Annotated in this window: 12 protein-coding genes; 3 read left to right on the plus strand and 9 right to left on the minus strand. The window is 69.5% G+C overall.

Going from position 1 to position 12,751, the window contains the following annotated elements; all coding sequences use genetic code 11:
* Positions 1 to 69: 69 nt before the first annotated feature.
* The 9 genes from QHF85_RS23860 to rpmH form a co-directional block, all read right to left on the minus strand.
* Positions 70 to 1,437, minus strand: coding sequence for a protein phosphatase 2C domain-containing protein (locus QHF85_RS23860; RefSeq protein ID WP_281329591.1), 1,368 nt, complete (start codon positions 1,435 to 1,437; stop codon positions 70 to 72).
* 51 nt (positions 1,438 to 1,488) lie between these two features.
* Positions 1,489 to 3,669 (minus strand): FHA domain-containing protein, encoded by a 2,181-nt coding sequence (locus QHF85_RS23865; RefSeq protein ID WP_281329592.1) that lies wholly within the window; start codon positions 3,667 to 3,669, stop codon positions 1,489 to 1,491.
* A 256-nt stretch (positions 3,670 to 3,925) separates the two neighbouring features.
* A complete protein-coding gene (locus tag QHF85_RS23870) occupies positions 3,926 to 5,194 on the minus strand; it encodes an FHA domain-containing protein (protein ID WP_281329593.1) in 1,269 nt (422 codons plus the stop codon).
* 377 nt (positions 5,195 to 5,571) lie between these two features.
* Complete coding sequence (gene rplS / locus QHF85_RS23875) at positions 5,572 to 5,928, minus strand: 50S ribosomal protein L19 (protein WP_281329594.1); 357 nt, start codon at positions 5,926 to 5,928, stop codon at positions 5,572 to 5,574.
* Between the two features lie 183 nt (positions 5,929 to 6,111).
* Complete coding sequence (locus QHF85_RS23880; RefSeq protein ID WP_232379609.1) at positions 6,112 to 6,687, minus strand: R3H domain-containing nucleic acid-binding protein; 576 nt, start codon at positions 6,685 to 6,687, stop codon at positions 6,112 to 6,114.
* Entirely contained in the window at positions 6,680 to 8,449 is a 1,770-nt protein-coding gene (yidC, locus tag QHF85_RS23885) for a membrane protein insertase YidC (protein WP_281329595.1), read from the minus strand. Before yidC ends, QHF85_RS23880 begins: the two co-directional genes overlap by 8 nt.
* Positions 8,450 to 8,561: 112 nt before the next feature.
* A complete protein-coding gene (gene yidD, locus QHF85_RS23890; protein ID WP_281329596.1) occupies positions 8,562 to 8,921 on the minus strand; it encodes a membrane protein insertion efficiency factor YidD in 360 nt (119 codons plus the stop codon).
* A gap of 123 nt (positions 8,922 to 9,044) precedes the next feature.
* Positions 9,045 to 9,482 carry a ribonuclease P protein component gene (gene rnpA / locus QHF85_RS23895; protein ID WP_281329597.1) on the minus strand — a complete coding sequence of 146 codons (438 nt, stop codon included), beginning with the start codon at positions 9,480 to 9,482 and terminating at the stop codon, positions 9,045 to 9,047.
* A 4-nt stretch (positions 9,483 to 9,486) separates the two neighbouring features.
* Positions 9,487 to 9,636, minus strand: a complete 150-nt coding sequence (gene rpmH, locus QHF85_RS23900) for a 50S ribosomal protein L34 (RefSeq protein WP_271917600.1) — start codon at positions 9,634 to 9,636, stop codon at positions 9,487 to 9,489.
* Between the two features lie 298 nt (positions 9,637 to 9,934).
* Here rpmH and QHF85_RS23905 point away from each other — a divergent pair, with 298 nt between their 5' ends.
* Genes QHF85_RS23905 through QHF85_RS23915 form a run of 3 tightly spaced genes read left to right on the plus strand, consistent with a single transcriptional unit; the run spans position 9,935 to position 12,750 of the window.
* Positions 9,935 to 11,752 carry an OmpA family protein gene (locus QHF85_RS23905; protein ID WP_281329598.1) on the plus strand — a complete coding sequence of 606 codons (1,818 nt, stop codon included), beginning with the start codon at positions 9,935 to 9,937 and terminating at the stop codon, positions 11,750 to 11,752.
* Positions 11,730 to 12,041, plus strand: coding sequence for a hypothetical protein (locus tag QHF85_RS23910; RefSeq protein ID WP_281329599.1), 312 nt, complete (start codon positions 11,730 to 11,732; stop codon positions 12,039 to 12,041). The genes QHF85_RS23905 and QHF85_RS23910 overlap by 23 nt, the downstream gene beginning before the upstream one ends.
* A gap of 52 nt (positions 12,042 to 12,093) precedes the next feature.
* Entirely contained in the window at positions 12,094 to 12,750 is a 657-nt protein-coding gene (locus QHF85_RS23915; protein WP_281329600.1) for a PEGA domain-containing protein, read from the plus strand.
* The last annotated feature ends 1 nt before the right edge of the window (position 12,751 follow it).

Below are 12,751 nucleotides of genomic sequence, written 5' to 3' on the forward strand. Positions count from 1 at the left end.
ACGGGGACGGCCGCGCCTCGCGAGACGAAGGCAGGATAGGCGCGCCGGGGCGGCGTTCGCCAGCCGTGTTCAGCGCAGGAAAAGAGCCCAGATGAGCAGGAGCAGCAGCACCGCGATGACGGCCGACATGCCGATGATCACGTAGACGATGCCCGCCTGGGGAGGACGCGCGCGGGTCGCCATGGAAATCGGCGCTGACGGGACGGGCTGCGGGGCCTCCGGCGGGTGGGTCTTCGAGGGACCCTGGCCCGAAACCTGGGTGGTCTGGGGAGCCGCATAACGCGCCGAGGGCGGCGGCAAGGGGAGCTGGGCCGCGAACGGCGCGAGGCGCGGCTGCTCGGGCATCGTGGGCGAGGGCGCGACGGGGCGATCGACGGCCGTCGGCTGCACGGGCGCGAAGCCCGGCGAGGACGGAGATGCCGGCGGCAAGGGCAAGCCGCCCTGCTCGGGCGCGGTCGGGGCCGCGGAGGCGGCGTTCGGCGAGAGCAACGTGGGGACCGGCACGGGCGGGGGCAGGCCGAGCTTCGGGCCCGTCGTGACCTTCGCCGTGTCGACCGCGGTCATCGGCCGCGTCTCCTGCGGAGGCAGAGGCCGCGGGGCCGCGGGCTCCGGCGCGTTCGCTGGGGCCTGCGGGATGGTGTGCGACGCGCGCGGCGCGAGCTCCACGATGCGCACCATCTGCACGGTGATGTTGTCGTGGCCGCCGCGATCGTTCGCGAGGTGGACGAGCTGGTTGCAAGCGTGCGGGAGCGCGCCGGAGGCGAGGGCCTGGCGCACGGCGCCGAGGATGTCGACGCCGAGGACGAGGTCGGTGAGGCCGTCGCTCGACTGGAGCAAGATGTCGCCCGGGAACATCTCCATCGGCTCGGGCCGGACCTCGACCTCGACCTCGGCGCGCATGCCGAGGGCGCGCGTGATCTTGTTCGCGTCGGGGTGCCCGATGGCCTCGGCCTCCGTGAGCATGCCGGCGTCGATCATGCCCTGCACCATCGAGTGATCGCGGGTGAGCGGGTAGATCTGGCCGGCGCGGATGCAGTAGGCGCGGCTGTCGCCGACGTGCGCGACGTCGAGGCCGCGATCACCGACGAGCATCGCGACGACGGTCGAGCCAGGCCGCCCGCGGTTCTCGGGCGGCCCGCCGAGCTGATACACGCGACGCCCGGCCTCCTCGATCGCGGCCTTGAGCGCCGTCGCGGCCGTGGCGCCGGGCGGAGCCTGGTCGATGACCTCGAACATCGTGGCAATCGCGGTGCGACTCGCCTCCCGGCCTCCGTAGTGCCCGCCCATGCCGTCGCAGAGGACGACGAGGTGGCCGAAGCGCGTCTCGGCGTACCCGCACGAGTCCTCGTTGACCTGCTTGTTCGGATCACGGCCAGGATCGCTGGCCTGGGCGAACTCGATCCGGACGCGGGTGCCGAGGGCCTGGGGTTGGCTCATCGCGGAAGGGCCGGGGGGTGGAGGCCGGGACGACGGTCGTTCGAGCGTAGACTACTCGAAACGGACGTTGAACTCGATGGGACCGAAGCGAAGCATCGCGCCGGGCGAGACGGGCGTCCACACGAGCGGCGGGATGCGGTTGCCGTTGATGCTCGTGCCGTTGTTCGAGTTCTCGTCACGCACGAAGAGCTGGCCGTTCTCGAACTTGATGACGGCGTGGCTGCCGGAGACGCGCGGCTCGTTCACCACGATCTGGCACGTCGCGGCGTCGCGGCCGACGCGCATCTCGGTGCCGGGGTTGAACGTGAAGATGCCGAGCGAGCCGGAGAGCACCGCGCGGTTCGCGGAGCCGCCCACAGGGCCGCCGCCCATCGGAGGAGGACCGTATCCGCCGCCGAAGTCGGGGCCGGGCATGCCGCCGCCCATGGGCATGGCGGGCGCGTAGCCGCCAGGCATCGGGCCGGGCGAGCCACCCGCGGGACGCGGGGCCGTCGCGGGCGCGGCGCCGGCGCGGCGCTTGTTGCCACCGCTGCGGAAGATCGAGACGACGAGCAGGACGAGGACGACGCCGCCGAACGTGATGGCGCCGATGAGCAGGAAGGGCAGCGGCGCCTCTTTCGCCTTCACCGTGATGATCTTGTCGGCGGTGATGGCGCTCGTGCGCTTGGCCTGGTTGTCGTAGACGACGAGGCGCGCGGTCATCTGCTCGCCCTTGCCGGAGAGGAACTTGTCGGTGTTCGGCACTTCGAACTCGACCATGCTCTCGCCGGCCGTCGTGGCCTTGCCGCGCATGCCTTGCTCGATGAGCGTGCGCTGGGCCTTCTTCGCGTCGTCGATGCTGCCGCCCTGGAGCGAAGCAGGAGCGGGCTGGTTCTTCGGGAGCATGTAGAGCTCGGCCCGCTGCGTGTTGCCGCCCCAGCAGAAGTTGCCGAAGACCTTCACGGTGCCGCCCGGATGAACCGGATCCTTCGCGGCGGCGCGCTCGGTGGCCTCACGGTCGATGTCGAGCGGCCACTGCGAGGGATCGATGCCGACGGGCACGTTCTGGAACGTCGCGTCGCCGGCGATCAGCGGATCGGTGTTGAGGAACGCGAGGCGGAAGGTCTGCGTCAAGCTCAGCGCGACACACGAGACGCGCCACTTGACGATGTGCATCTTGTTGAAGCGCGAGCGGACCGCGTTGACGATGTTGGCCGCGCGCGCCTCCTGCCTGTCGCGGAGGATGCTGTAGAAGCCGCCGATCTCGGTGTTCGCGAGACCTTCCATGAACTCGCGCGAGTTCGCGGTGAACTCCTCGACGAGCTTGCTCGGGAACCAGATCGAGATGACCGGCACCGGCGTCTTCGGGAGAACCTCGTTGTTCTCCGGGAAGCGGCCCTTCGTGAGGTAGTCCTTGAGCAGGTTCGAGGCCGCGGCCGTCGAGCTCGGATCGGCGCCGGCCGCGCCGTTCGAGAGCACCACCATGGCCTGGTGCATCGGAACGACGACGTTCGTGCCGACGTTGCCGAGCTCCTTGAAGCCGTCGGTGGCCGCGGTCTTGATGATGTTGAAGAGCGGGCGCGTGCGGCCCTGCGTGGGGAACGTGTTCTTGACGCTCGAGATCGTCTGGAGCGCCGTCTGCTTGTTGTTCACCCACTTCGAGTCTTCGACGACGCTCTTGTCGTTGAAGAACATCACGTCGACGATGTCGTTCGGGCCCATCGCGTTGACGAACGCGGTGGCGACCGACTTCGCCTCGTCGAAGCGCGTGCCCATCGACGACGCGGCGTCGATCAGGATGAGCCACGCGGTGCCGACGCCGGGCTGGCTCGTGCTGTCGCCCCAGCGCGCCTTCGACTCGAACCGGGCGGCGGTGTCGGAGCCGTCGACGACGACGGTGAGCACCGCGTTCTTCTCCGGGAAGTCGAACGACGAGTAGAGCGCGTTCGGCTGCTCGAGCGCGTTCGCCACGCAGTCGTTGAACGCGTCGCCGTTCAGCGCCGCGCAGGGCCGCGTCGCGTCCGACATGCGCTTGTTCTGGACGAGGTCGATCACGGTCGTGAGCACGGGCGAGCCGTCGACCGTGCTCGTGCGCGGATCGATCCGGAGGATCTTGGCCTCCGGAGCTGCGAGGGTGGGCGCGGCGGCGAAGAGGATCGCGGCGAGCGCGGCGAGCGCGGGGAGCGCGAACAGGGGAGCCTTGCGCGCCGATCGAGCGACGGCGCGGGCGGCTCCGTGGGGCAACGGGATCATGCTTGAGCCTCCAACATTGGGGGTCCTCGGCGGGCCGGCGAAAGCGCGGGGTGACGAGCACCGCCGCGCGCGCGCGTGGTCCGCGAGCGTGGCCGCCGCGTGCTCTCGTGCGTCGAGGCAGCGAAGCGCGTCCGCCCTGCGCAGTGAGCGCGGGGGACGGCTGCCTCGGGCGACGCGAGCGCGCGGGGGCGTCATCTCGTCGAGGAGCTGGGTAGGGTGAAAAGGGCGTTTCGCACGGGGCTTCTCCGCGCGACCCCTAGGTCCGAGCGGTCACGATGATGGTGATGACGCTGAAGCCGCCGAAGCGGATCTTGTCGCCGTCACGCAGCTCGCGCCTGCCCTTGAAGCCGATGGCTTCCTCGTTGTGGAAGGTGCCGTTCGTCGAGCCGAGATCACTCAGGATGAACCTCCCACCTTCACAGTCGACCGACGCGTGATGCGTGGACGTCGTGCCGTGCGCGATCTCCACGTCGACCTTCTGACCCGTGTCCGCACGGCCGACCGAGTTCTTGCCCTGCCAGAGCGGCCAGAACTTGCCGAGCGGATCGTCCTGGTAGCTCACCAGGAAGCCTGCGAGCGCGCGGCGGCCGTCGGGGCTCGGCGCGGCTGCTTGCCGACCGGGCATCGGCGGCGCATTCGCCGGCACCGCGGTCGCGGCGTTTCCACGACCCGGCGCCCGCGGTGCCTCGAAGCCACCTTCCGGCTTCGGAGGCGGCCCGTACCCCTCGGGTTTGTCCGCCATCGGCGGCTGGCCGAACGACCGGGCGCCAGGAGGCGGGGGATACCCACCGGGCGCGGGCTCCGGAGGCGGACCATAGCCGGGCGGCCCGGGCGGCGGACCAAAGCCAGGCGGCGCAGGCGGCGGACCAAAGGCAGCAGGCGGCGGCGGGCCGAAGCCACCCGGGGCCGGCGGCGGGCCAAAACCCGCGGGCGGCGGCGGCGGCTCGAGGGGCGTACCGAAGCCCGGAGGCGGCGGCGGCGGACCGAATCCAGGCGGCGCGGGCGGCGGACCAAACGCAGCCGGCGGCTCCGGAGGCGGGCCGAACCCAGGCGGCGCGGGCGGCGGGCCGAAACCCGCGGGCGGCGACGGCGGCTCGGGGGGCGGCCCGAATCCAGGCGGCGCAGGCGGCGGCCCGAATCCACCACCACCTGGCCCAGGCGGAGGCCCGAACGCGGGGGGCGGCGGAGGCGGCCCGAATCCACCCGGCGCGGGAGGCGCGCCGAACGCGGGAGGCGGCGGAGGCCCGAACGCGCTGGGGTTTGCCGTGGGCGAGGGGGGCGGCCCGAAGCCGCCTCCGAAGCCGGGCGGAGCTGGCGGTGGGGGTCCGAAGCCCGGCGGCTCGGGAGGCGGCCCAAAGCCCGGCGGCGGGCCCGGCGGAGGCCCGAAGCCCGGCGGTTGCCCGAAGGCGGGAGGGGGCGGAGGAGGACCGAAGGCGCCGGGCCCCGGGGGCCCGAGCGGAGAGGCACAGATCGCGCAGAACTTGTCGGCGGGTGTGGCAGGCGCGCCGCAACGCGGGCAGTTCATAGTGTCCTTCTCGTGTTGACGGACCAAAGACCTCGTCCGCCTCGGCGGCAGCATACCGTGGGGGCCGGACCGAGGATCAAAAAGAAGTGCTCTTTCACTCGTCGAGGGTGGACGAGGCACTTCGGATCACGACGCACCGCAGCACGTCGAAGGGGCCGCGCGCGGGATTTCGGAGCGACGGAGGACCACCGCGGGCGCGTGGTCGGGCGCGCGGTGAAGGAAGAAAGGGCCCGCGCGGCAGGCGGGGAGGGGGGCGCGTGACCGGCCGAAACACGAAAGGGTGTCCTGGGCTGGATGAGCCCTGGACACCCTTCGTGATGCGTTCGACGAGAGCGGGAGAGAGCGGAGGCGAAAGGCCCCGGGTGGGGCCTTCCGGATCAGCCGTCCTTGGCGTCGCGCACGCGGGCGGCCTTGCCGGCCAGCGAGCGGAGGTAGAACAGGCGCGAGCGACGAACGATGCCGCGCGAGACCACCTCGATCTTGTCGATACGGGGGCTGTGCGTCGGGAAGATACGCTCCACGCCCACGTTGAAGCTCACCTTGCGGACCGTGAACGTGCTGCGCGCACCGGCCCGATGTTGCTTCAGAACGACGCCCTGGAAGACCTGGATACGCTCCTTCTCGCCCTCGACGATGCGGTAGTGGACCCGGACGGTGTCGCCGACCCGGAACTCCGGGAGCCCCTCGCGGAGCTGCGGGGTTTCGATCTTCGCAAGTACGTTCGAGGTGAGCATGTCGCGGTCCTTCGACTGGGGATGGTCCCGGCTGTTGGGGCAAACGGCTCCACGCCTGCCGGAGACGACGAGGGAGCGGCATTATGCATACCGTCCCCACGCTGTCAACCGATCATGGAGCGTGTGGATGCGGTGGATCGCGGGGACGATGAACCCACCGCCCCGCACGATCTCTTCAGGCGACTAACGACGAACGGGGATGATCTGCACGCGGCGCGCGTCGCCCTCGCCGTCGCTCTTCGTGACGACGCCGGGGAACTTCGCGAGCGCGAGGTGCACGACGCGGCGATCCTGCGGGTTCATCGGTTCGAACGTGATGATCTTTCCCTCCTCGACGGCCTGCTTGCCGAGGCGACGGGCCATCGAGGTGAGCGTCTCCTCGCGGCGCGCGCGGTAGCCCTCGGCGTCGATGATCACGTGGCGGCGCTGCTTGCCGGGCCGGTTGATCACGCGGTTGGCGAGGAACTGCAGCGCGGCGAGCGTCTGGCCCTTCTTGCCGATGATGCGGCCGGCGTCCCTGCCCTCGATCTCCAGCCGGATCTCCTCGGGCGGATCTTCCGGCTCGTTCTCGAGCAGGTCCACGGTGCAGTCCATGCCCATCGCGGCGAGCGTATCGATGACGAAGTCGAGCGCTTGATCGGCGCGACCATCCTCCTCGAACGGGGCTTTCGCCTCGGCGGCGCGCTCGTCGCGCTCGTCGTCGTCGTGCCGGGTGCCTTCGGCGTTCACGCTGGTCTTCCCGGGAGCTCCATTATCCACGGACACGTGCCTTTCCCTTTCCAAGAGCAGGCGCCGACTTGGTTTCGTCGCCCGAAGATTTCGCTGGCTTCTCGCGCACCTCGATGCCGGCGGAGCCCTGCGTCTTGCGGCTCAGGTAGCGCTCGACCGCGACCTGCTGGGCGATGCCGAGCCACGTGTTGGTCAGCATGTACACGCCGAGGCCTGCGGGCAGGTAGAGCATCATCACCACGAAGATGCCCGGCAGCATGTACTGCATCATCTTCTGCTGCATCGGGTCGCCCTGCGGCGGCATGAGCCTCTGCTGGAAGAAGCTCGACGCGCCGAGGATCGCGGGGATCACGAAGTATTCGCCCCTGTCCGAGAGGTCCGGGATGATCCGGGCCGACAGGAAGGGCACGTGGTAGAGTTCGACCGCCGTCTGCAGGGCCTGGTAGAGCGCGAACCACACGGGCATCTGAAGCAGCACCGGGATGCAGCCGAGCACCGGGTTCGTCACGCCGTGCTTGCGCCAGAGCTCCTGGAGCGCGAGGCCGCGCTGCGCGGGGTCGTCCTTGTAGCGAGTGTTGAGCTCGTCCATCTCCGGCTTGAGCCGGCGCATCGCCGCGCTGCTCTTGATCTGCGAGATGCTGAGCGGGAAGAGCAGCATGCGCACGGTGATCGTGAGCAGCGCGATCGCGAAGCCCCAGCTCCCCACGGCCTTGTGGAGGACCTTCAGGTAGCCGACGAGGACCTTCGCGATCGGCGAGAACGTGCCGAGATCGATCGTCTCGGTGATGCCGGGACCAACGGCCGCGAGCACCTCGCGCTCCTTCGGGCCGTTGAAGCTCAGGACCTTGTACGTCTGCGTCGCCTGCGGCGCGAGCTCGACCTCGGGGTACGCGAGGCGCGCGCGGTAGACGTGGCCGTGCGTGTCCTTGTCCTTCTCGCGATCGGCTGCGCTGTACTTGGCGCGGTTCCAGTCCTCTTCGATCTGGGTCTCGGCGAACGCCGTCGGGCCCTCGACCGGGATCGCGGCCTTCGTGAAGTAGACGCTGCTGACGGCGACCCACTTCGCGGCGCCGGGGCTACGGCGCCAGAGCTCGTTCGTGAACTCCTTGTCCTTGAAGTCCTTCGGCTCGAACGCGTCGACGTGCAGGCGGTCGACCTTCTCCGTCGTCGTCGCGACGACGTCCGTCATGTGCTCCGAGATGCGGCCGAGGCTGCCCTTGGTCTCCTCGGTCGTGCGCCACGAGGTCTGCTCCACCGTGAGCCTGTGCTTGAGCGGCTCGGCGGACAGGTTCTTCACGTCGAGCGTCATTTCGAGCTCGAAGGGTTTGCCCGTCTCGCGCACGACCTTCGTGATCTTCGAGCTCGCGTCCTCGTAGACGAACGTGCACGACTTGCCGTCCTGCGCCGCGAGCGTCCAGTCGAGGTTGTCGTAGGGCGTCTGCTGCTTCGCGACCCCGGGCAAACGCAGGTCCGTTCGCAGGGGCTGGCGCCACTCCTGCGAGGTCGTCACGAGATCGATCGGCTTGCCGCCCTTCGAGTACTTGCCTTCGTCCGTGAGCCGAAGGTGGCGCAGCGAGCCGCCGCGCGAAGACAGCTCCGCCTCGAAGCGCGGACCGTTGATCGTGCAAATCTGCTCGGGTTGACGCTTGTCGTCCGGCAGTCGGTCGGCGTCGTAGAACGTGTTCGGCTGGACGTCTTCGTGGCCCTTGCCGAACAGGTTGCCGCCGAACTGCCAGAACAGGATGGCAGCGATGCCGATGAGCACCCACTGAACGATTTTGCCGCGTTCCATGAAATCCTTCGGCAATCTCCTTGCCGTCAAACCCTACTGATCCTTGCCCCGCCCCGTGGCCGCGTGATCCCCCCGGACGGGTTCGCTCGCCTGGCGAGCATGCGAGAGGAACCTAGCCAGCCTCATGGACCGCGCCACTGCTCCACGACGAAACTCGAGCGTGCTGGGAAGAAAGGTTCGTACCTTCCACCCTCTGATCCGGGCCGTGCCGCGCGGGCTCCTCCGTGCGCGTGCGACCGATCCGTGGAGGCGGCGGAGGATCGTAGCCGCCCGGATGGAACGGGTGGCACTTACACAGGCGCTTCACTGAAAGCAAGCTCCCGCGCAGCGCTCCATGACCGGCAATGCACGCGGCGGCGTACCGCGAGCACGACGGTTCGAACCGACAGACAGGGCCGAAGAGCGCGAGCAGCACCTTCGAGAGCGTCAGCTGGTAGACGCGGATCAGCAGGAGGAGGAGCTTGGCCAGCATGATGCAGGGCGGGGCGGGCGACGCTGGAGAGCGCGAGGTGTGGCGAGGCAGGACGCGTCGGCCGCGGCTCCCATCACGAGATCGCGAGGCGAAGCTTGGGGGCCCGCGTTCCTGCTTGCAAGCTCAAGGACCGCCTTTGCGCCCATCGCCTGCGCGGTTTCTCGGGCCCGACTCCGCGCTCGGGTTCGGCTTGCCGGTCGCGCGTTTGCGCACGAGCGGCAGCACGGCCAGGATCTCCGCTTCGAGCTCCCCGTAGGCGAGCTCGTCCACGCCCGGACGCACGATCACCACGACGTCGACGCCTCGCGGAAACGACGCCACGTGCCGGCGAAAGACCTCACGGAGCAAGCGCTTGGCACGGTTGCGCTGAACGGCGCACCCCACCTTTCGCGACGCCACCACGCCGAGGCGTGTGGTCGTGTCGTCGGGGCGGGGGGCGATCAGGATCAGGAGGTGACGCGTCGTGACCCGGGCGCCGCCCTCCTGAACGCGCAGGAAATCAGGGCGGCGCCGTAACCGCTGGGCTCGCGTGAATGTTTGGCGAGGGCGTGGCTCGCCCACGACGTTACTTCTTGTAGATCGACGTTGCGAGGCGCGCGCGGCCCTTCCGCCGGCGGTTGTTGATGACCTTGCGGCCACCGCTCGTGGCCATGCGTGCCCGGAAGCCATGCGTACGCGCGCGGCGGGTGTTGTGGGGCTGGAACGTGCGCTTCATCGTAGGACCCTTCGGAACCCTTCGTTTTTCGGGGCGCGCAAAGTAAGCACAGGTCCGCCTGCTGGTCAAGACCGCGAAACGGCCTGGATCGCGCGTCGTCTGTCTGACCTGATCACGGCCCGCTGGCAAGGGAGGAGACGGGCTCGTGCTTGAGGGCCCTCCCTACACCGCAAGACATTCCATGTGCCCGCACGCCTGGTGTAGCCTCCGCTTGCACGGGGGTCCGGTGATGAAACGCGCGTGATCGCGGCCGGGCCCCTCGCTTCCGCGCGCAGCGCGCCGAGGAGACGCCGAAGACATGGCCCAAGTCGACCATCCCCGAGCCCGATCGTCCGCCGGTGACACCGCGGCGCGAGGCCCCTCCGACGAGCGCGCGGCCACGCCCCGTCGCCCGTCCCTCCTGCGCCGCGTTGCATCGGCTTGCTCGGCCGCCCTCGCGGCTGCGGCGTGCCTCCTCGCGCCCGCCGAGGCCGACGCGCAGCAGTCGACGATGTACCTCGATCGCCTCTTCATCGGCGGCGCGCCCGAGGACGCGATCGGCCTCTGGCGTCCGCAGTTCAACCCGCAGACGCGGTTCTTCGGCCAGCTCGGCATGGGCTTCGCGCTGAACCCGTTCCGCATCGAGAACCACCAGGACGATCCGCGGAACGCCGGCATCTTCACCCAGCGCAGCAGCGCGCCCGTCGGCCCGCAGCTCATCAGCTACCTCGACGTCGGCATCGAGGTCCTCGAGCGCTTCGCGTTCCAGGTGAACCTGCCGGTCATCCTCTTTCAGGACGGAGGCACGACGTACCTCGCGCAGGTCTCGGGATCGCAGCCGGTCAGCATGCGGACCGTGGCGCCCATGGATATGCGCCTCGACGGACGCGTGCTGCTTTGGCGGAACCCCGCGCGCAGCTTCAAGCTCGGCCTCGAAGGCGCGATCTGGCTGCCGACGGGTGACAACGACTCGTTCGGCGGCGATCAGAGCGTGAGCGGCGGCTTCCAGGTCGCGGCCGAGTACGACCTCAAGAGCTTCTTCTTCGTCTTCAACACGGGCCTGCAGTTCCGTCCCGCGGGCGGCGTGAACGACTTCAAATCCGGCTCCGAGTGGCGCTGGGGCGTCGGCGGCTTCTTGCCGCTGCGCGGCGGCGCGCTCCGCCTCGGCGCGCAGATCTTCGGCTCGACGGGCATCACCGACGACACGTTCTTCGACGTCGACAACACGCCGATCGAGTGGATGGTCGAGGGCCGTTACGCCTTCGATCAGAAGAAGCGCGCGTGGGTCGGCGCGGGCGGCGGCACGCGCATCACGCCTGGATACGCGCCGGATTTCCGCGTCGTCGCGACCGTCGGGTACGCGTTCCCGATCAAGGACACGAACCCGCCGTCGCCTGGAAAGCGCTTCAAGACGGGCCGCTGGGCCGAGCACGGCGCGGACACGGACAAGGACGGGTTGCCGGACGACGTCGATCTGTGCCCGACGGATCCCGAGGATCACAAGCCGCCGAACACGGACGACGGTTGCCCGCAGCCGCCCGATCGCGACGGCGACGGCATCCCCGACAACGTCGACAAGTGCCCCGACACGCCCGAGGACTTCGACAAGGTCGACGATCAGGACGGCTGCCCCGAGGACGATCCCGACAAGGACGGCATCAGCGACGCGAAGGACGCATGCCCGAAGGAGCCCGGCGACGCGAACCCCGACGCGGAGAAAAACGGCTGCCCGACCTTCATCCGCAGGGTGACCGGCTCGAACGAGATCCAGATCCTCAAGAAGGTCGAGTTCCTCACGGGCAAGTCGACCATCTTGCAGCAGAGCTATCCGATCCTCGACGAGGTCGTGCGCCTTCTCAAGGTGAACCCCGAGATCAAGCACCTCGCGATCGAGGGCCACACGGACAACCGCGGCTCGGATGATCTCAACGAGAAGCTCTCGTCCGATCGCGCGAACGCCGTGATGGAGTACCTCATCAAGAAGGGCGGCATCGCGGCGGATCGCCTGAGCGCCGCCGGCTTCGGCCCGCGCAAGCCCATCGCCGACAACAACACGGCCGCCGGACGGCAGACCAACCGGCGCGTCGAGTTCCACATCCGCGACAAGGCGGCGGATGTCACGCCGCCCAGCCAATAGCGGCCTCGCCGCGCTCCTCCTTGCGCTCGCCGCCGTCCTCGGCGCAGGGTGCGAGAAGGAGCGCGGCTCGCCTTACGCGTGCACCTGTACGTTCCTCACGGACTTCGACGACAACTCCGGGAGCGAGGTGACCGTGTGCTCGCCCTCCGCCGAGCGCGCCCCGGATTTCGCCCGGGGCTGCGCGCAGTCCGGGGCGCCGGCGCCGGTGGAAAAGTGTACCTGCAAGGTCGAAAAAGGGTCCGGGACGTGTGAGGTCGGCCTCTGTCGGAATCGGCCGCGCGGCGAGTGAAATCCGCGTGCATCGCGGCTCCACGCGGGCCGTCGAAGAAGGCACAATGGTCATGATGAAGCACGCCTTTGCCCTGGTGCTCGCCCTCGTCGTCCCCGGCGTCGCGCTCGCCGCCGAGTCGACCCGCCCCGAGTCGAAGCCGAAGCCCGAGGTCTCGCGTTCGAGCGGCTTCGTCACCATCGCGTGCAACCCGGGCTGCGAGGGCGTCCTCGTCGACGGCAAATCGATCGGGCCTTCCCCGATCGTGCGCGCGGAGCTCCCTGCCGGGACGCACAAGCTCACGCTGCGCCGCAAGGGATACGAGGAGAAGAAGGTCGAGGTCGTGGTGAAGCCGGGCGAAACCGCGCTCCTCAACGTCGCGCTCTCGCAGCAAGCGGCGCCTCCGGCCGAGCCTCCGCCGGACATCGCGGCGCGCGTCGCGGCGAAGATGATCAAGGCCGACGGGTTTCTCTCGCTCGTCTGCGATCCGGCCTGTGATCAGGTGATCGTCGACGGCAAGCGCAAGCTCGGCCCCGCGCCGCACACGAACGTGTCGCTCCCCCCGGGCAACCACGAGATCACGATCCAGCGCAAGGGCGCGAAGGACAAGGTGATCACCGTGAACCTCATCCCCGGACAAACCACGGCGTTCAAGGTCGCGATGCAGACCGAAGCCGAGCGCACCGTGATCCCCGCGAAGGCGCCAGCCCCGCAGCAGCCGCGGCGCTGAT

The sequence above is a fragment of the Polyangium sp. 6x1 genome, from assembly GCF_029946515.1.
In the GTDB taxonomy this organism is placed as follows: Bacteria; Myxococcota_A; Polyangia; order Polyangiales; family Polyangiaceae; genus Polyangium.